The sequence below is a fragment of the Agrococcus sp. UYP10 genome, from assembly GCF_040547205.1.
In the GTDB taxonomy this organism is placed as follows: Bacteria; Actinomycetota; Actinomycetes; order Actinomycetales; family Microbacteriaceae; genus Agrococcus; species Agrococcus jenensis.
The window spans coordinates 2,221,288-2,243,494 of record NZ_JBEPPG010000001.1 but is presented as its reverse complement, the minus strand read 5'-3'; the positions used below and the strand labels follow the sequence as shown (position 1 = coordinate 2,243,494).

General features: G+C 72.9%; 22 protein-coding genes. 4 read left to right on the top strand and 18 right to left on the bottom strand.

Annotated elements, in window-relative coordinates; all coding sequences use genetic code 11:
- Positions 1-101 precede the first annotated feature (101 nt).
- The gene (locus ABIB37_RS11045; RefSeq protein WP_354260365.1) at positions 102-878 is read left to right on the top strand and encodes an FkbM family methyltransferase; all 777 of its coding nucleotides are present in this window, start codon (positions 102-104) and stop codon (positions 876-878) included.
- 152 nt (positions 879-1,030) lie between these two features.
- On the opposite strand, the gene era is transcribed toward ABIB37_RS11045, so the two are convergent.
- Genes era through hrcA form a run of 8 tightly spaced genes read right to left on the bottom strand, consistent with a single transcriptional unit; the run spans position 1,031 to position 7,934 of the window.
- Positions 1,031-1,972, bottom strand: coding sequence for a GTPase Era (era, locus tag ABIB37_RS11040; RefSeq protein WP_354260363.1), 942 nt, complete (start codon positions 1,970-1,972; stop codon positions 1,031-1,033).
- Positions 1,972-3,249 carry a hemolysin family protein gene (locus ABIB37_RS11035; protein ID WP_354260361.1) on the bottom strand — a complete coding sequence of 426 codons (1,278 nt, stop codon included), beginning with the start codon at positions 3,247-3,249 and terminating at the stop codon, positions 1,972-1,974. Before ABIB37_RS11035 ends, era begins: the two co-directional genes overlap by 1 nt.
- Positions 3,249-3,725 (bottom strand): rRNA maturation RNase YbeY, encoded by a 477-nt coding sequence (gene ybeY / locus ABIB37_RS11030; RefSeq protein WP_123698109.1) that lies wholly within the window; start codon positions 3,723-3,725, stop codon positions 3,249-3,251. The genes ABIB37_RS11035 and ybeY overlap by 1 nt, the downstream gene beginning before the upstream one ends.
- The gene (locus tag ABIB37_RS11025) at positions 3,725-4,699 is read right to left on the bottom strand and encodes a PhoH family protein (protein ID WP_354261599.1); all 975 of its coding nucleotides are present in this window, start codon (positions 4,697-4,699) and stop codon (positions 3,725-3,727) included. Before ABIB37_RS11025 ends, ybeY begins: the two co-directional genes overlap by 1 nt.
- A 34-nt stretch (positions 4,700-4,733) precedes the next feature.
- Positions 4,734-5,081 carry a histidine triad nucleotide-binding protein gene (locus ABIB37_RS11020; RefSeq protein WP_123698110.1) on the bottom strand — a complete coding sequence of 116 codons (348 nt, stop codon included), beginning with the start codon at positions 5,079-5,081 and terminating at the stop codon, positions 4,734-4,736.
- A 25-nt stretch (positions 5,082-5,106) separates the two neighbouring features.
- Positions 5,107-5,832, bottom strand: a complete 726-nt coding sequence (locus ABIB37_RS11015; protein ID WP_354260359.1) for a 16S rRNA (uracil(1498)-N(3))-methyltransferase — start codon at positions 5,830-5,832, stop codon at positions 5,107-5,109.
- Entirely contained in the window at positions 5,832-6,920 is a 1,089-nt protein-coding gene (locus ABIB37_RS11010) for a DnaJ C-terminal domain-containing protein (RefSeq protein WP_354260357.1), read from the bottom strand. Before ABIB37_RS11010 ends, ABIB37_RS11015 begins: the two co-directional genes overlap by 1 nt.
- Positions 6,921-7,934: a heat-inducible transcriptional repressor HrcA gene (gene hrcA, locus ABIB37_RS11005; RefSeq protein WP_354260355.1), complete on the bottom strand. Its 1,014-nt coding sequence runs from the start codon at positions 7,932-7,934 to the stop codon at positions 6,921-6,923.
- A 181-nt stretch (positions 7,935-8,115) separates the two neighbouring features.
- Here hrcA and ABIB37_RS11000 point away from each other — a divergent pair, with 181 nt between their 5' ends.
- A complete protein-coding gene (locus ABIB37_RS11000; protein ID WP_354260353.1) occupies positions 8,116-8,985 on the top strand; it encodes a DUF4870 domain-containing protein in 870 nt (289 codons plus the stop codon).
- 9 nt (positions 8,986-8,994) lie between these two features.
- Here ABIB37_RS11000 and hemW read toward each other — a convergent pair whose 3' ends face one another.
- Genes hemW through lepA form a run of 3 tightly spaced genes read right to left on the bottom strand, consistent with a single transcriptional unit; the run spans position 8,995 to position 12,720 of the window.
- Positions 8,995-10,200 (bottom strand): radical SAM family heme chaperone HemW, encoded by a 1,206-nt coding sequence (hemW, locus tag ABIB37_RS10995; protein WP_354260351.1) that lies wholly within the window; start codon positions 10,198-10,200, stop codon positions 8,995-8,997.
- 2 nt (positions 10,201-10,202) lie between these two features.
- Entirely contained in the window at positions 10,203-10,838 is a 636-nt protein-coding gene (locus ABIB37_RS10990) for a DUF1990 domain-containing protein (protein ID WP_354260349.1), read from the bottom strand.
- Positions 10,839-10,869: 31 nt separating this feature from the next.
- On the bottom strand, positions 10,870-12,720 hold the full coding sequence (gene lepA / locus ABIB37_RS10985) for a translation elongation factor 4 (RefSeq protein WP_354260347.1): 1,851 nt from the start codon (positions 12,718-12,720) through the stop codon (positions 10,870-10,872).
- Between the two features lie 252 nt (positions 12,721-12,972).
- Here lepA and rpsT point away from each other — a divergent pair, with 252 nt between their 5' ends.
- Positions 12,973-13,233 (top strand): 30S ribosomal protein S20, encoded by a 261-nt coding sequence (rpsT, locus tag ABIB37_RS10980; protein WP_123698118.1) that lies wholly within the window; start codon positions 12,973-12,975, stop codon positions 13,231-13,233.
- Between the two features lie 660 nt (positions 13,234-13,893).
- On the opposite strand, the gene ABIB37_RS10975 is transcribed toward rpsT, so the two are convergent.
- The 4 genes from ABIB37_RS10975 to speB are packed head-to-tail and all read right to left on the bottom strand — an operon-like array spanning position 13,894 to position 17,400.
- Positions 13,894-14,550, bottom strand: coding sequence for a cyclase family protein (locus ABIB37_RS10975; RefSeq protein WP_354260345.1), 657 nt, complete (start codon positions 14,548-14,550; stop codon positions 13,894-13,896).
- Positions 14,540-15,919: a purine-cytosine permease family protein gene (locus ABIB37_RS10970; protein ID WP_354260343.1), complete on the bottom strand. Its 1,380-nt coding sequence runs from the start codon at positions 15,917-15,919 to the stop codon at positions 14,540-14,542. Before ABIB37_RS10970 ends, ABIB37_RS10975 begins: the two co-directional genes overlap by 11 nt.
- 54 nt (positions 15,920-15,973) lie before the next feature.
- Positions 15,974-16,378, bottom strand: coding sequence for a nuclear transport factor 2 family protein (locus ABIB37_RS10965; protein ID WP_354260341.1), 405 nt, complete (start codon positions 16,376-16,378; stop codon positions 15,974-15,976).
- Positions 16,379-16,395: 17 nt separating this feature from the next.
- A complete protein-coding gene (speB, locus tag ABIB37_RS10960; protein WP_354260339.1) occupies positions 16,396-17,400 on the bottom strand; it encodes an agmatinase in 1,005 nt (334 codons plus the stop codon).
- Positions 17,401-17,496: 96 nt separating this feature from the next.
- Here speB and ABIB37_RS10955 point away from each other — a divergent pair, with 96 nt between their 5' ends.
- Positions 17,497-18,081, top strand: a complete 585-nt coding sequence (locus ABIB37_RS10955; protein ID WP_354260337.1) for a helix-turn-helix domain-containing protein — start codon at positions 17,497-17,499, stop codon at positions 18,079-18,081.
- A gap of 152 nt (positions 18,082-18,233) precedes the next feature.
- Here ABIB37_RS10955 and holA read toward each other — a convergent pair whose 3' ends face one another.
- From holA to ABIB37_RS10940, 3 genes are all read right to left on the bottom strand, one after another.
- The gene (gene holA / locus ABIB37_RS10950) at positions 18,234-19,220 is read right to left on the bottom strand and encodes a DNA polymerase III subunit delta (RefSeq protein WP_354260335.1); all 987 of its coding nucleotides are present in this window, start codon (positions 19,218-19,220) and stop codon (positions 18,234-18,236) included.
- 9 nt (positions 19,221-19,229) lie between these two features.
- Positions 19,230-21,443: a ComEC/Rec2 family competence protein gene (locus tag ABIB37_RS10945; protein ID WP_354260333.1), complete on the bottom strand. Its 2,214-nt coding sequence runs from the start codon at positions 21,441-21,443 to the stop codon at positions 19,230-19,232.
- An 84-nt stretch (positions 21,444-21,527) separates the two neighbouring features.
- Positions 21,528-22,115: a helix-hairpin-helix domain-containing protein gene (locus ABIB37_RS10940; RefSeq protein ID WP_354260331.1), complete on the bottom strand. Its 588-nt coding sequence runs from the start codon at positions 22,113-22,115 to the stop codon at positions 21,528-21,530.
- Positions 22,116-22,207: the final 92 nt, after the last annotated feature.

Sequence of the window (22,207 nt, the reverse complement as noted above, 5' to 3'; positions counted from 1 at the left end):
GCGGAGGCCGTCGCGAGGCGGCGCCATCACGGGCGCATGCATCCGCATGGATATGCTCGGCCTCTGCACCGGCGCAGCCACCACCAGAGGACCGAGGCCCCGTGGACGAGATCACCGTCGAGACGTCGCCGCGACGCGCCGAGCGCGAGCCCGGCCGCGGTCGGCTCGCCCTCGCCGCTGCATCGCTGCGGGCCGCGGCGCGGCTGCGGATGGTCGAGCCCGAGATCCGCGGCCTGCATCACCTCGTGCGCGCCGGCGACGTGTGCTTCGACGTGGGCGCCGCCTACGGGATGTACACCTTCCCGCTGGCGCAGCTCGTCGGGCCGCACGGCGCCGTGCACAGCTTCGAGCCGCAGCCGCGGCCTCGCGCGGTGCTCGCGGCGATGCGCCGCGCGGTGGGCGCGGCGCACGTGCGGCTGTCCGACCACGGGATGGGCCGCCGCGCCGGCCACCTGCCGCTCGTGCTGCCGTCGCGCTACGGCGTGCGGATCAGCGGGCACGCGCACCTCGCGGACCGCCTCGCCGTGCCGGCCGCGACCGCCGGGCCCGCACCGCGGCGCATCCACGTGCCGGTGACGACGATCGACGACGTCTGCGCCGAGCACGCGATCGACCGCGTGCACTTCATCAAGGCCGACGTCGAGGGCTTCGAGCCCGAGGTGCTGCACGGCGCCGCGCGCGTGCTCGAGCGCGACATGCCCGCGCTGCTGCTCGAGATCGAGGACCGCCACCTCGGCCGCTACGGACGCACGGCCGACGAGGTGACCGGGATGATGCGCGAGCGGGGCTACGCGATGCAGACGTGGCGCGACGGTGGATGGCGGGCCTCGGAGCGAGTCGTGCTGGGCACGCGGAACTACCTGTTCCGGGTGGCGTAGGGGCGGTTCGCCGGGGGTGGTCTCGATACGCGCGCTTCGCGTGCTACTCGACCAGCAAGAGGGCTTCACGTGCTGCTCGACCAGCACAGAGGCCTTCGCGGGCTGCTCGACCAGCGCAGAGGGCTTCGCGGGCTGCTCGACCGGCGAGGGGGCTAGAAGCCGAAGCGGCCGAGCTGCTTCGGGTCGCCCTGCCACTCCTTCGCGATCTTCACGCGCAGGTCGAGGTGCACCTGCGTGCCGACGATGCGCTCGATCTCGGCGCGCGCATCCGCCCCCACCTGGCGCAGCCGCGAGCCGCCCTTGCCGATCACGATGCCCTTCTGGCTGTCGCGCTCGACCCACAGGTTGGCGTAGACGTCGGTGAGCTCGCGATCCTCGCGCCGCACGATGTCGTCGATCGTCACCATGATCGAGTGCGGCAGCTCGTCGCGCACGCCCTCGAGCGCAGCCTCGCGGATGAGCTCGGCGATGCGGATGTCGAGCGGCTCCTCGGTGGTCGTCTCGGCCTCATAGAGCGGCGGTCCCTGCGGCAGCAGGCCGACGAGCGTGTCGACGAGCACGTCGAGCTGGGTGCCCTGCAGCGACGACAGCGGCACGACCGCGTCCCACTCGCGCAGCTCCGTGACCGCGAGTAGCTGCTCGGCGACGCGCTGCTTCGACGCGGCGTCGGTCTTCGTCACGACGGCGACCTTCTTCGCCCTCGGGAACCCCTCGAGCTGCTGGTCGATGAAGCGGTCGCCCGGCCCGAGCGACTCGTTCGCCGGCACGCACAGGCAGATCACGTCGACATCGCCGAGCGTCGTCTGGACGACGGCGTTGAGCCGCTTGCCCAGCAGCGTGCGCGGCTTGTGCATGCCCGGGGTGTCGACGATCACGAGCTGCGCGTCGTCGCGGTGCACGACCCCGCGGATCGCGTGCCGCGTCGTCTGCGGCTTCGACGACGTGATCGCGATCTTCTCGCCGACGATCGCGTTCATGAGCGTCGACTTGCCCGCGTTCGGGCGGCCGACGAACGTCACGAAGCCGCTGCGGTGCGCGGCGTCGCGCTGGCCCTGCGCGCCGGAGTCGAACCCGGGGTCTGCGGTGTCGTCCATCAAGCGGCCCCCTCGGCCTCGTGGTCGGCGCGCACCATGCGCGAGACCTCCATCTCGCCGGCGTTGCGGCCCCGGCCGTCGATCGAGCGCACCGCGATGCGCAGGTCGCCGACGTGCACGACGTCGCCCACCTCAGCGATGCGCCCCAGCTCCTTCTGCACGAGGCCGCCGACGGTGTCGACGTCCTCGTCGTCGAGCGACAGGTCGAACAGGTCGCCCAGCTCGTCGATCTGCAGGCGGGCGGAGACCCGCCACACGCCCTCGCCCTCGTCGACGACCTCGGCGCGGCCGCGGTCGTGCTCGTCGCGGATCTCGCCGACGAGCTCCTCGACGAGGTCCTCGAGCGTCACGAGCCCGGCGATGCCGCCGTACTCGTCGACGACCATCGCGACGTGCACGCGCTCGGCCTGCATGAGCGCGAGCGTGTCGTCGCCCTTCTTCGACTCGGGCACGAGGATGGCCGGGCGCGCGAGCTCCTCGGCAGTCTCGGTCGCCTCCGGCCGCCAGGTGCGGCTCCGCACGACGTCGCGGAGGTAGAGGATGCCCAGGATCTCGTCGGTCGACTCCCCCACCACCGGCATCCGCGACAGGCCGTTGTCGAGGAACTGCCGCAGCGCATCCTTCGCGGTCGCGTCGCGGTCGACGGTGATCATGTCGGGCCGCGGCACCATGACCTCGCGCACGAGCGTCTCGTTGAACTCGAAGATCGAGTGGATGAGCTCGCGATCGTCGTCCTCGAGCACGTCCGACTCGGCGGCCGCGTCGACCATCGACAGCAGCTGCGCCTCGGTCGTGAACGCGGTCTCGCGCTGGCGCCCCGGCGTGATCTTGTCGCCGACGCTCGCGATCAGGCTCGCGATCGGACCCATGAGCACGCGCCAGAAGCGCAGGAATCGGGCGGATGCGCGCAGCAGCGCGATCGCGTGCGTGCGGCCCACGGCGCGGGGGCTCGTGCCGACGAGCACGAACGAGACGACGATCATCACCCCGGCCGCGACGGCCAGCGTGATCCACCACTCCGTGACGAGCGAGTCGACGCCGAGCGTGATGAGCACCGCGGCGATCGTCTCGCACATGATGCGGCCGAACTGCAGCGTCATGACGTGACCGCGGAGGTCGTCGGCGATCGAGAGCATCGCCGAGCCGCGACGGGCGGTGACGGCCGCCTCCTGCAGCTCGGCGCGCGAGACGACGCCGAGCGCGGCATCCGCCGCGGCGAGCCAGGCGCCGAAGGCGATGAGCACGGCCGCGGCGAGGAAGAGCAGGATCTCGAACATCAGGGGGTGCGGCCGGGCGTCCCGGCGTCGTGCTCCTCGAAGCCCGCGAGCAGCTTGTCCTGCAGCGTGAACATCTCGTCGCGCTCGGCGGGCTCGGCGTGGTCGAAGCCGAGCAGGTGCAGCAGGCCGTGGGTCGTCAGCAGCCGCAGCTCGGTCATGAGGCTGTGCCCCGCCTCGGTCGCCTGCGCCTGCGCGACCTCGGGGCACAGCACGATGTCGCCGAGCAGGCCGGCCGGCGTCAGGCGGTCGTGCGCGCCGGGGCGCAGCTCGTCCATCGGGAACGACAGCACGTCGGTGGGGCCGGGCTCGTCCATCCACTGCACATGCAGCTGCTCCATCGCCGCGACGTCGACGAGCACGATCGACACGTCGGCATCCGGGTGCACGAAGAGCCGCTCGAGGTCGAACGCGACGAGCCGCACGAGCTGCGCCTCGTCGACGGATGCCTCGGTCTCGTTGAGCAGGTCGATCGCCATCAGCGACCCCGTCCGCGCTGCTGGTGGTGCGGCCCCTGCGCCTTGCGGGCCTGCTTCGCCATCTGCTTCTGGTCGTGCTCGGTGTAGGCGTCGACGATCTCGCCGACGAGCGTGTGGCGCACCACGTCGGCGCTCGTGAGCATCGAGAAGTGGATGTCGTCGATGCGTCCCAGCACCTGCTGCGCGACCTGCAGCCCGGAGGTGCCCGCCGGCAGGTCGACCTGCGTCGCGTCGCCGGTGACGACCATCTGCGAGCCGAAGCCGAGGCGGGTCAGGAACATCTTCATCTGCTCGGGGCTGGTGTTCTGCGCCTCGTCGAGCACGATGAACGAGCTGTTGAGCGTGCGGCCGCGCATGTAGGCGAGCGGCGCGACCTCGACGACGCCGGTCGCGAGCAGCTTGGGCACGAGCTCCGGGTCCATCATCTCGTTGAGGGCGTCGTAGAGCGGCCGCAGGTAGGGGTCGATCTTGTCGGTGAGCGTGCCCGGCAGGAAGCCAAGCCGCTCGCCCGCCTCGACCGCTGGCCGGGTGAGGATGATGCGGTCGACCTCCTTGCGGTGGAGGGCCTGCACGGCCTTCGCCATCGCGAGGTAGGTCTTGCCGGTGCCGGCCGGGCCGATGCCGAAGACGATCGTGTGCTGATCGATCGCGTCGACGTAGGCGCGCTGGCCCTCCGTCTTCGGCCGCACGGACTTGCCGCGCGACGTGAGGATCGCCTCGCCCATCGCGTCCGACAGGCTGTGGGTCGAGTCCTGGCGCAGGATGCGCGTGCCCTCGGCGACCTCGGTCTGGCTGAGGTCGGCGCCCTGGCGCAGCATGTCGACGAGCTCCTGCACGAGCCGGCCCGCGACGAGCACGTCGTCCTCCGGGCCCTCGAGCGTGACCAGGTTGCCGCGCACGGCGACGCGCACGTCCGGGTGCTCGTGCTCGAGCCGCGTCAGCAGCCGGTCCTGCGGACCCAGCAGCCGCACCATCTCGATGCCGTCGATCTCGATGGACTGTGATGCGTCAGGCAAGCGAGCCCTCTCCGAAGGAGCCCGCGAGCACGTGCGCGTGGGCGTGGAACACGGTCTGGCCGGCGAGCTCGCCGGTGTTGAACACGAGGCGGAAGTCGCCGCCGTCGCCGCGCTCGCGCGCGATGGCCTGCGCGGCCTGGATCATCTCGGCGAGCAGCTCCGGCTCGGCGGCCGCGAGCTCGACGACGTCGCGGTACGCAGGCGTCTTCGGCACGACGAGCACATGCATGGGCGCCTGGGGGTGGATGTCGGTGAACGCGATGATGCGATCGGTCTCGAGCACGATCTCTGCGGGGATCTCTCGGGCGATGATCTTCTCGAAGACGGTGGGCTCAGCCATGGCAGTCAGCCTACCTTCGCGCCGCTCACCAGCGGCCGAGTCGCACGCTGAGGGCCGCGATCGCCGCGAGCCCCGCCGTCGACGTCCGGAGCACGTGGTCGCCCATCCGCACCCGCACGCCGCCCGCGGCCTCGAGCCGCTCCATCTCGGCCGGGTCGATGCCGCCCTCCGGCCCGACGATCAGCAGGATGTCGCGGTCGAGCGGCACGTCGGCGAGCGACGCCTCCGCGGTGGGGTCGAGCACGACCGGGCGCCACGCGAAGCCGAGCTGCGCGAGCCCGTCGGCGTCCACGACCGGCACGACCTCGGGCAGCCGCGGGCGCAGCGCCTGCTTGCCCGCCTCGCGCACCACGCGGCGCCAGCGGTCGAGCGACTTCTCGCCGCGGTCGCCCTTCCACTGCACGACGCTCCTGCGCGCCTGCCACGGCACGATCACGTCGACGCCGAGCTCGGTCGACGCCTGCACGGCGAGCTCGGCGCGGTCGCCCTTGGCGAGCGCCTGCGCGAGCGCGATGCGGGGCGTGGGCGGCGGCACGTGCTCGATGCGGTGCAGCACCACGTCGACCCCGTCCTTCTCGGCGCGGTCGATCACGCCCTCGGCGAGCGTGCCGCGGCCGTCGCTCACGAGCACGCGCTCGCCGCGTCGCATGCGGGAGACGACGGCGGCGTGGTGCGCCTCCTCGCCGGTGAGCGTCACCACGTCGCCGGCGACCGAGCCCTCGAGCTCGTCGTGCCAGTAGCAGTGGGCCATCAGAGGCGGAGGCGGTCGCGCATCTTCGCGAACAGCCCCTGCTTGAACTGCGCGAGGTGCGGCGCGGGCGCCTTCGTGCGGTCGCGCAGCTCGCGCAGCAGCTCCTCGGTGCGACGGTCGACGCGCTGCGGCGTCACCACCTGCACGCCGAGCTTCAGGTCGCCGCGGCCGGCGCCGCGCAGGCGCGTGACACCGCGGTCACCGATCGTGATGACGTCGCCGGACTGCGTGCCGGGCCGCACCTCGACCTCGACGGGCCCGTCGATCGCCTCGACGGTCGCGCGCGCGCCGAGCGCCGCATCCGGCATCGACACCTCGAGGGTGCCGAGCAGGTCGTCGCCCGAGCGGCTGAAGACGTCGTGGTGGCGCACGTTCACCTCGAGGTAGAGCGTGCCTGCCGGTCCGCCGGCCTCGCCGACCTCGCCCTGGCCGGGCATCTGGATGCGCAGGCCGGTGTCGACGCCCGCGGGGATGTCGACCGGGATGCTGCGCTCGGCGCGCACGCGGCCGTGGCCCGCGCACGTCGGGCAGGGCTCGGGGATGACGCTGCCGTAGCCCTGGCAGACGGCGCACGGCTGGCTCGTCACGACGTTGCCGAGCAGCGAGCGCACCTGCCGCTGCACGTGGCCGGAGCCGCCGCACATCGTGCAGCGCTCGGGGCTCGTGCCCGGCGCCGTGCACGCCCCGCCGCACGTCTCGCACAGCACGGCCGTCTGCACGCGCAGCTCGCGGTGCACGCCGAAGACGACGTCGGCGAGGTCGAGGTCGACGCGCAGCAGGCTGTCCTGCCCCGGCTGCCGCCTCGACCGCGGCCCCTGCGAGCGGCCGCCGCCGCCGAAGAACTGCTCGAAGATGTCGCCGAAACCGAAGGCTCCGGCACCCGCCGAGGGTCCGCGGTCGTACTCCGCGCGCGACTGGGCGTCGCCGAGCACGTCGTACGCGTGCGTGACGGTCTTGAACCGCTCCGCCGCGTCGGCGCTCGGGTTCACGTCCGGGTGCAGCTCGCGAGCCAGTCGGCGGTACGCCTTCTTGATCTCGTCCTGGCCGGCGTCGCGCGCGACGCCGAGGGTCTCGTAGTGGTCAGTCACTCAGTCCTCGCTCAGCAGCCGCGTCAGGTAGCGCGCAACTGCGCGCACCGCGGCCATGTTCCCTGCGTAGTCCATCCGGGTCGGGCCAAGTACGCCGACATGCCCCTCGAGCCTCGAGTCGCTGTAGGTCGACGCCACGACGGCCGCCTCGCCGAGCGGGCCCGAGAGCTCGCGCCCGATGCGGGTCGCGACCTCGCCCTCCGCGCCCATCTCGTCGAAGAGGCGCAGCAGGGTGACCTGCTCCTCGATCGCGTCGAGCACCGGGGTCACCCGGCCGTGGAAGTCGCGCTCCTCGCGCACGAGGTGCGAGGCGCCCGCCATCACGATGCGGTCGCCGCCGGCGGCCTGCAGCATCTCGGTCAGCGCGGTCGCGACCGCCGAGGTCGCCGCGTACAGCGACGGCGGGGCGGATGCGGCTGCCGACGACAGCCGCTGGACGGCCTCGGCCGGCGGCAGCTCCGCGGTGGTCTCGGTGAAGGCGCGGCCGAGCGCGGTGGCCTGCTCGGGCTCGATGCGCTGCTGCGCGTCGAGCACTCGCTGCTCGACGCGGCCGGAGTCGAGGATGAGCACCGCGAGCAGCCGCGTCTCGGCGACCGCGACGAGCTCGACGCGGCGCACCCCCGCGGGGCGGCGCATCGGCACCTGGACGAGCGCGACCTGGTTCGTGAGGCTCGAGAGCAGTCGGGCGGTGCGCGCGAGCACGTCGTCGCGGTCGACGGCCTCGTCGAGGAAGCGCGTGATGGCCACGCGCTGCGCGGCCGTGAGCGGCTGCATGCGCTGCAGCCGATCGACGAACACCCGGTAGCCCTTGTCCGTGGGCACGCGTCCGGAGGACGTGTGCGGTGCGACGATGAGCTCCTCCTCCTCGAGGAGCGCCATGTCGTTGCGGATGGTGGCGGCGGAGACGCCGAACGCGTGGCGCTCGACGATCGACTTGGAGCCCACGGGCTCGCGCATGGCCACGTAGTCCTGCACGATCGCCCGCAGCACATCGAGGCCGCGATCCGAGACCATCCGCGCTCCTCTCGTCCGGTAGGGACGCATCCGCTGTGGACGCACCCCTTGGCACTCCCGTCGTCTGACTGCCAATCCTATCGCGAGCGGCGAAAAGTCTTGGATGCCATGCACAGCCGATCAGGCGCACAATGGGCCCGCGACGCCCCGCGCGCCGCGAGGCCGACACGAAAGGCATGCCATGACCGATCCCAACGCTCCCCGCGGGGAGCAGCCCGTTCCCCCGGAGCACCCGGAGGGCTTCGACGTCACCGATGAGCAGCACGCCGCCCCGAGCGCTCCTGCGGCGCCCGCGCCCGGCGTGGGCCAGCCCGCGCAGTCCTTCTCCTCCCCCGGCGACGTGCCCGGGCAGCCGGCGTTCGGCGGCGCCGCGCAGGCCGGCCAGGAGTGGCAGCAGGGCCAGCACTCGTCCGGCGGCGCATCGGCCGCGCCCCGCCCCGGCGAGCAGCCCTTCGGCGGCGCCGCGTCGAGCGCCCCGCAGTACGGCCAGGGCCAGTACGGACAGGGGCAGGACGGGCAGGGCCAGTACGGCCAGGCGCAGCCGGGTCAGCCGGGTCAGCCTCCCTACGGCCAGCCGCAGTACGGCCAGCCGCAGTCGGGCCAGCAGTACGGCGGCCCGCAGCAGTACGGCCAGCAGCCGCAGTACGGCGCTCCCGGGCAGCCGCAGTACGCGGCGGCCGCGCCCATGTCGCCCGTCGACGAGAAGAACGCCGGCATGTGGGGTCACCTCTCCGGCCTGTCGACGATCGTCACCGGTGGCTACGGCGGCTGGGTCGGGCCGCTCATCGTCTACATGATCTACAAGGACCGCAGCGCATTCGCGAGGCAGGAGTCGAAGGAGGCGCTGAACTTCGGCATCCTCATGACGATCGTCACCGTCGGACTGCTCGTCGTCGGCACCATCCTGAGCTTCGTCGGGATCGGCTTCATCCTGCTCATCCTCTGGTGGGTGCCGGGCCTGCTCCAGGTGATCTTCTCGATCGTCGGTGCCATGCGCGTGAACAGCGGCGGCTCGTACCGCTACCCGTTCAACTGGCGGCTCGTGAAGTAGGCCGCAGCCTCAGGGCAGCAGCCGCCGCACCACCGCGTCGGCCAGGAGCCGCCCTCGCAGCGTCGGGACCACCCGGCCGGCGAGGGCGGCTCCTCCGTCGATGAGCTCGTCGGCGATGAGGCCGGCGACCTCGCGGCGCCCCTCTGGCTCGAGCAGCGTGATCGGCAGCCCGTCGACGATGCGCGACTCGAGCAGCACGCGCTCGACGCGACGCGTCTCGTCGTCGAGCACCTCCCGCGCGAGCGCGGGCGAGGCGCCGGCGAGCAGCCGGTCGCGGTAGGCGGCCGGATGCTTCACGTTCCACCAGCGCACGCCGCCGACGTGGCTGTGCGCGCCGGGCCCGAAGCCCCACCAGTCCTGGCCGCGCCAGTAGGCGAGGTTGTGGCGGGCGACGCGGTCGCCGCGCGCCCAGTTGGAGACCTCGTACCAGTCGAACCCGGCGGCGCCGAGCGTCGCATCCGCCGCCTCGTACATGGCGGCCTGCAGGTCGTCGTCCGGCGCGACCAGCTCGCCCTTGCGGATGCGCCGGGCGAGCGCGGTGCCGTCCTCGACGATGAGCGCGTAGGCCGAGATGTGGTCCGGCTCCATCGCGACGGCGGCGTCGAGCGACCGCTGCCAGTCGTCGAGCGACTCCCCCGGCGCCCCGTAGATGAGGTCGACGGAGACCTCGAGGCCGGCGTCGCGCGCCCAGCCGACGACGAGCGGCACGCGCTCGGGGTCGTGCGTGCGGTCGAGGGCCGCGAGCACGTGCGGCACGGCCGACTGCATCCCGAACGAGACGCGCGTGACGCCGCCCGCGCGCAGCTGCGCGAGCCCGGCGGCGTCGATCGAGTCGGGGTTCGCCTCGACCGAGACCTCCGCATCCGGGGCGAGCCCGAAGGCATCCCGCACGCCCGCCAGCATCGTGAGCAGGTCGCCCGCCGGCAGCAGCGTGGGCGTGCCGCCGCCGAAGAAGACCGTCTGCGCAGGTCGCAGCGGGCCGAGCTCGGCGAGCAAGGCCGCGGCGAGCGCGATCTCGGCGGCGACGTCGTCGGGGTAGCCGGCGCGCGTCGCACCGCGCAGCTCGTCGGCCGTGTAGGTGTTGAAGTCGCAGTAGCCGCACCGCACCGAGCAGAACGGCACGTGCAGGTAGACGCCGAACGGGCCGTCGACAGCGGTGCCCGCCGGCAGCCGGCCGTCCGTCGGCGCGGCCTCGCCCTCCGGCAGCCGCCCCATCGTCAGCGGACGTCGATCGAGCGCAGCACGTCCATGAACCGGTCGTGGTAGCGGCGCCGGAGCGCGCGCGCGAACGGCGTGCCGAGCCGCGCCCACCAGACGTCCTGCCGGACGATGGCCCGGAAGTGCAGGAAGACGGTCTCGTCCTCGGCGATCTCGACGGTGAAGCGCTCCTCGCCGGCGAGCGGGTGGCCCTCGAGCGAGCCGACGATGACGACGTGCGTGCTCGGCTCCTCCTCGACCGCGATCACGCGCATCGGGGCGTGGATCTGCATGCCGGCGACGCGGATGCGCTGGTCGACGGAGTCGCCCGGCTGCAGGAACGGCTCGCCGTCGGGACCGAAGTCCTGCTGCAGCTCGATGCTCGCCGCGCGCGTCGCCTCGGTGCCCTCGAAGCCCACCGGGCGGTAGACGGTGCCCTCCTCGGTGCCGACGACGTCGACCTCGATGCCCGAGAGCCGCTGGATCTTCCAGGTGCGGAGCGCCGCGACGGCCGCGTCGTAGCGCGGCCGGCCGTGCCCGATGCGGGCGCGCTTCTGCACGACCTCGAAGCCCTTCGGCGGGAACCGGTGGAAGTCGAAGTGCGCGGTGGCGCCCACGGCGCCGTAGTTCGTCGAGCGCTCGCCGATCGGCTTCACAGTGCTGTCCTCCTCGCGTGGGCTGCCGCCGTCACTTGGCGTCCTTCTTCGTCTCGCCGGTCGAGAGCGCGGCGATGAACGCCTCCTGGGGGACCTCGACGCGACCGACCATCTTCATGCGCTTCTTGCCCTCCTTCTGCTTCTCGAGCAGCTTGCGCTTGCGGGTGATGTCGCCGCCGTAGCACTTCGCGAGCACGTCCTTGCGGATGGCCCGGATCGTCTCGCGCGCGATGATCCGCGCGCCGATCGCTGCCTGGATCGGCACCTCGAACTGCTGGCGCGGGATGAGCTCGCGCAACTTGCCGGCCATGAGCACGCCGTAGGCGTAGGCCTTGTCGCGGTGCACGATCGCGCTGAACGCGTCGACCTGCTCGCCCTGCAGGAGGATGTCGACCTTGACGAGGTCGCCCTCCTCCTCGCCGTCGACCTCGTAGTCGAGCGAGGCGTAGCCCTGCGTGCGCGACTTCAGCTGGTCGAAGAAGTCGAAGACGATCTCGCCGAGCGGGATCCGGTAGCGCAGCTCGACGCGGTCCTCGGAGAGGTACTCCATGCCGCCGAGCGTGCCGCGGCGCGTCTGGCAGAGCTCCATGATCGCGCCGACGTAGTCCTTGGGGGCGAGGATCGTCGCGCGCACCATCGGCTCGACGACCGACAGGATCTTGCCCTCGGGGAACTCGCTCGGGTTCGTGACGACGTGCGTCTGCCGGTCCTCGGTCTGCACCTGGTACGGCACGCTCGGCGCGGTGGCGATGAGGTCGAGGCCGAACTCGCGCTCCAGCCGCTCCGAGATGATCTCGAGGTGCAGCAGGCCGAGGAAGCCGCAGCGGAAGCCGAAGCCGAGCGCGACCGAGGTCTCGGGCTCGTAGACGAGCGCGGCATCCGAGAGCTTGAGCTTGTCGAGCGACTCGCGCAGCACCGGGTAGTCGCTGCCGTCGATCGGGTAGAGCCCCGAGAAGACCATCGGCTTCGGGTCGGCGTAGCCCTTGAGCGGCGTGGTGGCGGGCGACTTCACGGTCGTGACGGTGTCGCCGACCTTCGACAGGCGCACATCCTTGACGCCCGTGATGAGGTAGCCGACCTCGCCGACGCCGAGGCCCTTCGAGGGCAGCGGCTCCGGGCTCGAGACGCCCACCTCGAGGGCCTCGTGCTTCGAGCCGGTCGACATCATCACGACCTGCTCGCGCGGGCGCAGCGTGCCGTCGACCATCCGGACGTAGGTGACGACGCCGCGGTAGGCGTCGTAGACGGAGTCGAAGATCATGGCGCGGGCAGGGCCGTCGACGTCGCCCGTCGGGGCGGGGACGGCGCGCACGACGCGGTCGAGCAGGGCGTCGACGCCCATGCCGGTCTTGCCGCTCACGCGCAGCACGTCGTCGGGGTCGCCGCCGATGAGGCGCGCGATCTCGGCGGCGTACTTCTCGGGGTCGGCGGCCGGCAGGTCGATCTTGTTGAGCACCGGGATGATCTCGAGGTCGTTGTCCATCGCCAGGTACAGGTTGGCGAGGGTCTGCGCCTCGATGCCCTGCGCAGCGTCGACGAGCAGGATCGCGCCCTCGCACGCGGCGAGCGAGCGGGAGACCTCGTACGTGAAGTCGACGTGGCCCGGGGTGTCGATCATGTTGAGGGCGAACGTCTCGCCGTCGAGCTCCCACGGCATCCGCACGGCCTGCGACTTGATCGTGATGCCGCGCTCGCGCTCGATGTCCATGCGGTCGAGGTACTGCGCGCGCATCGACCGGTCGTCGACGACGCCGGTGAGCTGCAGCATGCGGTCCGCGAGGGTCGACTTGCCGTGGTCGATATGGGCGATGATGCAGAAGTTGCGGATCTTCGCCGGATCGGTGGAGGCTGGCTCGAGTGCCTTGGTCGCTCGGGGGCTCACGGGTCCTTCTCGTCGGCTGGGGATCGCCGCGCCGCTGCGGTCGCGGTGACGCGGTGCAGGGGTGCGGTGCGGAAGGGTCCATTCTCCCACAGCGGAGGGGCGGGGCCGCGTTGCGCCCGGCCACCGCGCGCTGGTAGAGTCATTCGCTGGCTTCCCCTTCTTCTGCGCGCCCGTCGCGCGAGGGCGGGTCGCGGCGGCTCAGGCGAGCAGAAGCCGCCGCCAACCACTCTTCGAATCAGAACAGGACACCACGTGGCGAACATCAAGTCGCAGATCAAGCGCATCCTCACCAACGAGAAGGCGACGCTCCGCAACCGCGCCGTCAAGAGCGAGCTCAAGACCGCCGTGCGCGAGGCCCGCAAGGCCATCGCCGCCGGCGACAAGGCCGTCGCGCAGGAGAAGGTCGCGATCGCCGGCCGCAAGCTCGACAAGGCCGTGTCGAAGGGTGTCATCCACCGCAACCAGGCTGCGAACCGCAAGTCGTCGATCACGAAGGCTGCCGCGTCGCTCTGAGCTGACCGCTGCACGAAGGGGACCCCCGAGGGGGTCCCCTTCGTCGTTGCTGGGCGCGGGCGGGTGGAGCCTCCTGCACCCGAGTGGTCACCCCCGCGCCTGAGTTGTCATTTCCGCGCGCGAGCGGTCACTCCCTCACCTGAGCGGTCATTCCCGCGCGCGAGCGGTCACTCCCGTGCGCGAGCGGTCGCTCCCGCGCCTGAGCGGTCACTCCCGCGCGCGAGCGGTCACTCCCGCGCGCGAGCGGTCACTCCCGCGCGCGAGCGGTCGCTCCCGCGCCTGAGCGGTCACTCCCGCAGCTCAGCGGTCACTCCCGCAGCTGAGCGGTCGCTCCGCGCGCGAGAGGTCACCGGCGCCGATGAGCGGCGCATCAGGGACGGCATTGTCCGGCGACCGCGCAGACGTTTCCACCTCCCGGATGTGACGCACGCACCGCCCACGCAACTCACCCTGCAGACTCGCGGTTCACGTGCCGGAGTGACCACTGACTTCCCGCAGTGACCGCTCACCTCGCAGAGTGACCGCTCACCTGCCGCGGTGACCACTCACCCACCGCGGTGACCACTCACCCACCGCAGTGACCACTCACCCACCGCAGCGACCACTCACGCGCCGGAGTGACCACTCACGTGCCGGAGTGACCACTCAGCCGCACGGCGATCAGTCGAGGAAGGCGACCGCGCGCACGGGAGCGCCGTCGCCCGCGAGGCGCAGCGGGAAGAAGCCGACGCGCACGCGGTCGGGCACGGCATCCAGGTTGGTCACGTTCTCGACGATGAGCCGGCCGCTCCCGAGCACCGCCTCGTGCACCGGGAACGCCGCTCCCCCGCCTGCCGTCGGGTCCGGGCTCAGCGTGTCGACGCCGAGCACGCGCATGCCGCGCCGCAGCAGCTCCTCGGCCGCGCCTGCGGCGAGCGCCGGATGCCGCGTGCGCCGCTCGTCGTCGAACCAGCGCGCCCAGCCGGTGTCGATGAGCACGATCGACGGCAGCCGCTCCGGCAGCGGTCCGCGCGCCTCGAGCCGGTCCCAGCCGTAGACCTCGCCGTCGGCGAGCCCCGGCACCCGCAGCACGATCGCGTCGCCGACGAGCTCGTCGAGCCCGACGTCGGCCATCGTGCGGCCGCCCACGACCGTGTGCGACGGCGCGTCGACGTGCGTGCCGGTGTGGGAACCCATCCGGATGCCCGCCACGTCGACCCCGTCGGCGTCGACGGTGAGCGCCGGCCCGATCGACACCTCGGGGTCGCCGGGATAGACCGGCATGCCGTCGCGGACGCGGTGGCTCAGGTCGACGAGCCGCGGGGCGTCAGCGTGCATCCGACGACGCATCCGCCAGGTGCCGGGCGGGCGCCGGCGCGACCTTGCCGCGGAACGGCAGCGAGAGCGCGAGGTAGATGACGAACGTCGCGATGAACGCCGGCACGGTCGCGCCGATCGGCAGCGGCCAGACGTACGCCCAGACGTAGGCGAGCGTCGCGCCGATCGCCCAGGCGACGACCGCGACCCAGTTGACGCCCGCCCAGTACCAGTAGCGGCCACCCGTCGGCCGCAGGATGTCGGCGTCGTAGGAGCGGCGCTTGAGCAGGTAGTAGTCGACGATCATGATCGCGAAGACCGGCGCGAAGAGGGCGCTGATCGTGACGAGGAAGGTCGTGAACTGCGCGAGCAGGCCGAAGAACGTCGAGCCGATGATCGAGATGGCGCCGAGCACGAGCGCGGTGGCGAGGAACGGCACCTTCCGACCGGGCAGCGCGTTGATGACCGACGTCACCATGCCGTAGACGACCATCGTGTTCGTCGCCATCACCGAGAGGAAGATCGCGACCGCGAACAGCACGCCGAAGGCGTCGATGATCGTGACCGGGTCGAACGCGACGACCTCGCCGCCGCTGAGGGCGACGTAGCCGATCGCCGTCGCGCCGAGCGCCATCGAGACGATGGTCGAGAGCGTGTAGCCGATGCCCGAGCCGATGACGCCGGCGCGAGTCGTCCGCGCGAAGCGGTTGAAGTCGGCCGAGAGCACGGTCCAGGAGATGGCGGTCGCGAGCACGACGTCGAAGACCAGCCCCGGGGTGTAGAACGCCTCCGGGTTGCCGGGGATCGCGGCGAAGTCGGCGGGCGCGAAGGTCGTGAACGACGCGATGAAGACGTACGCGGCGATCGCCAGGATGACCGCGGCGAACCACGGCTCGACGCGCGCGACCCCCGCGTGGCCGAAGATCGCGAGCACGACGACGATCGTCTGGCAGAGCACGGCGAAGATCACCGGGTTCGAGAAGCCCGTGACCGACGCCACGATGAAGTCGAGCGAGATGCCGGCGAGCATCGCTTGCACCCAGCTCCAGCCCATGAGGATGATCACGTTCGCGGCGAGCGGCAGCAGGCTGCCGCGGGTCCCGAACGGGCCCCGCGTGAGCGCCATGGTCGGCAGGCCGGTGCGGGTGCCGATCGCGCCGATGAGCACGAGCACCGCAGCGCCGACGACCGTGCCGCCGACGATGAGCCCGAGCACGAGGCCGTAGGGCACGTCGGGCACGAAGAGCGTGCCGGTGAGCAGCGTCGTGACGACGAGGTTCGCGGCGAGCCAGATCATGAGCATCCGGCCGGACGAGTACGTGCCGCGCACGGGGCCGGCGTCGTCGGAGCTCGCCTCCAGTCGGCGTTCGAGGCGTGAGTAGAGCGACATGGGACTCCTTCGGCGGATGTCGTCAGGTGCGCGGCGTGCGCGGGTCGTGCAGGGTCAGGCGGGGGTGGGCTCGGTGAGCGGCGACAGGTGCTCGTGCACGGCGACCAGGCGGTCGCCGTCGAGCGCGAAGACGATCGACTCGCGCTCGCGGTAGGCAGAGGGCCCGTCGGTGGTCTCGACGGCGGTGTCGACCGTGTGGGTGAAGACGGCGCCGCCGGGCCAGACCTGCACGAGGCGGTCGGTCGACGCGCAGGAGGCCACGCGCCAGCCGCTGTCGACCCATCCGCCCCACAGCCGCTCGTATGCGGCGCGGTCGTAAAGCCGCGCGGGCTCGGTGTGGAAGATGAACGTCGCGTCGGGCGAGAAGCCCGCGAAGTAGCGCTCGCCGTCGGTCGCCGCGAAGGCGTCGATGATGGCGTCGGCCGCGGCCTCGACCGCTGCTCGATCGGGCGTGCGCACGCCATGCTCCTCGGTCGTCATGCTCGGGCATCCCTCGGTGCCATCGCGCTCAGCAGCTCGTAGACGACGTGGCTCGCGGCGATCGCCGTGACCTGCGCGTGGTCGTACGCGGGGGCGACCTCGACGACGTCGGCGCCGACGATCCGCAGGTCGGAGAGCGCGCGCAGGATGCGCAGCAGCTCACGGCTCGTGAGCCCGCCAGCCTCGGGCGTGCCGGTGCCAGGGGCGTGCGCGGGGTCGAGCACGTCGATGTCGATCGAGATGTAGAGCGGTGCGGTGCCGACGCGCGCGCGGATGCGGTCGATGGCCGTGGCCACGCCGTGCTCCTCGACGAACTCGCTCGTGACGACCGCGAAGCCGAGCCGCTCGTCGTCCTCGAGGTCGCCCTTGTCGTAGAGGGGCCCGCGGGTGCCGACGTGCATGCTCGCGGTGAGGTCGATGAGGCCCTCCTCCGACGCGCGGCGGAACGGCGTGCCGTGCGTGATGGGCGCGCCGAAGTAGGTGTCCCAGGTGTCGAGGTGCGCGTCGAAGTGGAGCACCGCGACGGGGCCGTGCTCGGCGTGCACCGCGCGCAGCAGCGGCAGCGCGATCGTGTGGTCGCCGCCGATGACGACGAGGCGGTCGGCGCTCCGCCGCAGCTCGAGCGCGCCGGCCTCGATCTCGGCGACCGCGGCTGTGAGGTCGAAGGGGTTGGCGACGAGGTCGCCCGCGTCGGCCACCTGCTGCGAGGCGAACGGGAAGACGTCCTGCGCGGGGTTGTAGGGCCGCAGCAGGCGGGATGCCTCGCGCACGTGCGCCGGGCCGAAGCGGGCGCCCGGGCGGTAGCTCACGCCGCTGTCGAACGGCACGCCGGCGATCGCGATGTCGGCGCGGCCGACCTCGTCGAGCCTCGGCAGTCGGGCGAACGTGGCGATGCCGGCGAAGCGCGGGACGACGCTCGCGTCGACCGGCCCGCGCGGCGCCGGGTGGCGCTCGACGACCGCGTCGGCTGCTGCTCGGTCCTGTTCCTGCGGGAGTTGCATATTTGACAACCTTCGATACTCTAGACGCAACGATTGCCCACAAGGTACGCCTCGCGCACGGACGCGTCAAGCGGGCCCGCGCGACCAGGAGCATCCATGCGCTCGATCCATCCCGCCGCCGACGAGGGCGCGACCCCGATCGGGGCGAAGCTGCGCGCGGCGCGGACCGCACAGGGCATGTCGCTCAGCCAGGTCGCGACGACGACGGGGCTCTCGAAGGGGTTCCTCAGCCGGGTCGAGCGCGACGAGACGTCGCCGAGCGTCGCGACGCTCGTGCAGCTGTGCCAGGTGCTGTCGCTCCCCGTCGGCGCACTGTTCGTCGAGCCGGAGGTGCAGCTCGTCACGTGGGAGGAGGCGCCGCCGATCAACCTGGGCGGCTTCGGCGCCGACGAGCGGATGCTGTCGCCGCGCGGGCAGGAGCGCGTGCAGCTGCTGCGCTCCGAGCTCGAGCCCGACGCGCACGGCGGCAGCGACCTCTACACGATCAACTGCGACGTCGAGGTGCTGCACGTCGTGAGCGGCTCCGTCTCGGTGCGCTTCGCCGACCGAACGGTGACGGTCGAGGCCGGCGCGGCACTCACCCTGCCGGGTCGCGAGCCGCACACCTGGCGCGTCGAGGGTGGCGAGCCCGCCGTCGTGCTCTGGACGATCGTGCCGGCGCCGTGGAGCGGCTCGGCCTGAGCCGCGCCCACGCTCCCGCGTCGCGAAGGGGCGGTTCCGGTACCGATCTGCGGGTGCGCAGCCCCGCCACCCGCAGATCGGTACCGGAGATCGGTACCGGAGGCTCGACGACGACCGCTTGCTGTCTCCGCCGCAGCGCGAGGGCGCCCGGATCAGGCGGTGCGCGCCGCGAGCTGGCGCACGAGCCGCTCCACCGAGTGGCCGGGGCTGCGCTCGGCACCCTTCACCGCCGCATCCGCCGTCGCGATCGCCTCGATCGCGTCGCACAGCGACGCATCCGTGAACGACCGCAGGTCGCGGCGCGCGTTGCCGACCTGCCAGTCCTGCATGCCGAGCTGCCGCGCCGCCTGCGAGTCGGAGCCGCCAGCACCCGACACCTTCGCGAGCTGGCGGTAGCGCATCGCGAACGCCGCGACGATCGGCACGGGGTCTGCCCCGGTCGCGATCGCCTGCCGCAAGGTGACGAGCGCGCGGGCGACGTCGCCGGCGACGACCGCGTCGACGACCGCGAACGCCGTCGTCTCGACGCGCCCCGCGTAGTAGGTGCGCACGACCTGCTCGGTGACCTCGCCCTCGGTGTCGAGCGCCACCTGGCGGATCGCGTTCGCGAGCTCGGCGACGTCGGAGGCGAAGGCGTCGACGAGCGCGGCGATCGCGCCGGGCGTCGCCTCGCGCTCGAGCAAGCGCAGCTCGGTGCGCGCGAACGGCACCATGTCGCCGCGCTTGAGCGGCTGGCAGACGACCTCGATCGCGCCGGGCGTCTGCCGGATGGCGTCGAGCATCTTCTTGCCGCGCACGGTCGAGCCGTCGTGACGGATGACGAGGGTCGTGCCGTCGACCGGCTGCGCGAGGTAGCGGAGGACGTCGGCGATGAACGCATCCGTCGCCTTGACGCCGTCGGCGACCCGCACGAGCCGTGGCTCGTCGAAGAGCGACGGGCTCGCGATGAGCTCGAGCGCGCCGTCGCTGTACTGGCCGGCATCGACGTCGTGGACCTCGAGCTCGGGATCCTCGAGCAGCAGCAGCGCTCGCAGGCGCTGGAGCGCGCGGTCGGCGAGGAACGACTCCTTGCCGAAGACCAGCACGACGGGTGCGGGCGACACCTGCTCCCAGCTGATCTTGGGGATGCTCGCGGCCATGCGTTCAGCCTACGGCGGGCCGCCGACGCGTTCGGACCAGACACGGACGCCCTGGTCGTCGACGGCGAGCGCGATCGTGCCGAGCTCGTCGGTGCGCAGTGGCGCTCCCCCGGTGTCACGCACGAGCTGCAGCGCCGCATCCGTCGGATGCCCGTAGTCGTTCGGTCCGACGCCGACGAGCCCGACCGCCGCGCTGAGCCGGCGGTAGAGCGCGGGCAGCTGGTCGGCGGAGCCGTGATGCGCGACGACGATCACGGAGGCCGGACCCGGCACGCCCGCGCGCAGCAGGCGGGACTGCGCATCGGCGCTGAGGTCGCCGAGCACGACGAGCTCGAGCGCACCGGCCGCATCGGGCAGATCGATCGCGACCGCGACGCTCGCGTCGTTGCCCGGCTCGTCGTCGCCCGTCGGCCACAGCGCGTCGACGCGCAGCTCGCCGAGCGTCCACGCGTCGCCGCGGCGCGCCTCCTGCGCCGTCGCACCACCAGCGACGAGCTCGGCGACGAGCGGCGCGGCGCGCTCGTCGACCGGGCCGTGCGCGAGCGTGCCGATGCGTCCGGCGAGCGCCGGCGCACCGCCCGCGTGGTCGACGTCGAAGTGGGTCAGCACGAGCAGGTCGACGCGAGCGACCCCGAGCATCCGCAGGCACCGGTCGATCGGCTCCGGCTCGCGGCCCGCGTCGACGAGCACGGTGGCGCCGGCATGCCGCACGACGGTCGCGCTCCCCTGGCCCACGTCGCACTGCGCGATCGTCCAGTCGGCGAGCGACCCGAGCCGGACGGCCGGCCACGCCGCGGCGCCCGCCGCGACGAGACCGACGACCGAGGCGACCGCCACGCCTTGTAGGAGGTGCCGCCGTGCGTGGCCCAGCACGACCGCGGCGAGCATGACGGATGCGGCGACCACGCCCCCGGGCGCGGCGGGCCACCCGGTCTGCGAGGCCGGCAGCTGCTGCGCGAGCATCGCGACCTGCGCGATCCACGCGGCCGGCAGCCACGCGATCCACGCGAGGGCCGCTGCGACGCCCGTCGCAAGCGGTGCCGTGACGCACGCCGCGAGCCCGAGCACCGTCGCAAGCGGCGCCGCGGGACCCGCGAGCAGGTTGGCGAGCACCGCGACGAGGCTGACGCTCGCGTCGAGGGCGACGAGCACCGGCATGCACCAGAGCTGCGCGGCCGCCGGCACGGCGATGAGCGCGGCCACCGGCATCGGCAGCACCCGCGCGAGCAGGACGGCGATGGGCCGCGCGTGCACGATGAGGCCGCAGGTCGCAAGCACCGAGAGCGCGAAGCCGGCGCTCGTCGCCAGGTGGGGCTGCACGGCGAGCGCGAGCAGCACGGCGAGGGCGAGCAGCGCGAGCGCACCAGCGCGACGGCCGGTCATGAGGCCGACCAGGGCGGTGCCCGCCATCGTGCCCGCGCGCACGACCGAGGGCTCCGGCGTGACGAGCAGCACGAAGCCGGCCAGCGCGCCCGCGGCGATCGCGACCCGCGCTCCTCGCCGGGCCCCGAGCGCGGCAGCGGCGTGGAACGCGGCGCCGACGACGATGACGCAGTTCGCCCCCGACACGGCGGTGAGGTGGCTGAGGCCGGCGCCGAGCATCGCGGCCTCGAGCGCTGGCCCGATGCGGCGCTCATCGCCGATCGCGAGCCCCGGCAGCAGCTGGCCGCCCGCGCCGGGCAGCTGCGCCGACGCGGTGAGCAGCCCGTCACGCAGCGGACTCGCCCACGCCGCCCACGCGGCGGCCTCCGCCACCTCGAGCCGGACGCAGGCGAGCAACCAGCGCGATCCGTCGAGCCACGCGTCGCACGCGCCGGCGGCGGTCGCGCCGATCGCGAGCGGGGCGTCGGCGCGCAGCAGCAGCGCGCTCGGCGGGATGGATGCCGCCGTCCCGCGGTCGCAGCCGGTGACGAGCACCTCGGCCGGCGTCGATGCGCCAAGCACCAGCAGCGACATCGTGTCGCACCCGTCGAGCGGCACCGAGGTCGCCGAGGCGGCGCCAGCGAGCAGCGGCACCGCGAGGCCGGCGCCGACCGCGAGCGTGCGCAGACCAGCCGCGACTCGGTCGTGCCCACCGGATGCGCCGCGTGCTGCGAGCAGGCAGGCGCCGGCCACGACGGCGCTGCCGGCTGCGGCAGGACCGAGCATCGCCGCGTGCGGGCTGAGCGCGGCGAGCACCGCCCACGCGATGGCCACCGGCAGGGCGAGCCGGAGGTCGCGCATCAGTGCCTGCTCATGCTGGGTGCGTGCGCATGGTCGGAGGGTGCGCACGATCGGTGGGTGCGCATGACCGGCGCCCGCGCACGCTCACAGCGTCACGAGCGGCGTCAGCGCCGCGAGCAGCGCGGGGCCGATGCCCGGCACGTCGTCGAGCTGGGCGACGTCGGTGAAGGGACCCTGCGCCTCGCGGTGGGCGATGATGGCGAGCGCGAGCGTGGGGCCGACGCGCGGCAGCGTCTCGAGCGCGGCTTGATCTGCCTGGTTGAGCGAGACGAGCGCGCCCTCCTCCGGAGACGAGGCAGCCGCCTCCGCCTCCTCCCCCTCGGTCGGCACGAGCAGCTGCTCGCCGTCGACGACCGATCGCGCGAGGTTCAGCGCGCCGGGCGCAGCCTCCGCGCTCGTGCCGCCGGCGCGGGCGATCGCATCGAGCACGCGCGAGCCGGCCGGCAGCCGGTAGACGCCCGGATGCGTGACCGCGCCCTGCACGTCGACGACGACCTCGGCCGGTGCCGTCGAGGCGGTCGTGACCGGCGTGGCGGCGACGACCGCGGGCTGGGCGTCGGCGACCATCCGCTGCACGACGCCGCCCGCCACGGCGCCGAGCACGAGCACGACCGCGGCACCAGCGCCGAGGCGCCAGCGCGCGTTCGCACCGCGCTCGCCCTCACCGGCCATCCCGGCAACCTAGGGCTGGCGGGACCGCCTGCGAGCGCGCCCCGGTCAGCCCTGTGGATGCAGGGCTGAGGTCGCGCGCGGCACTCCGGTTG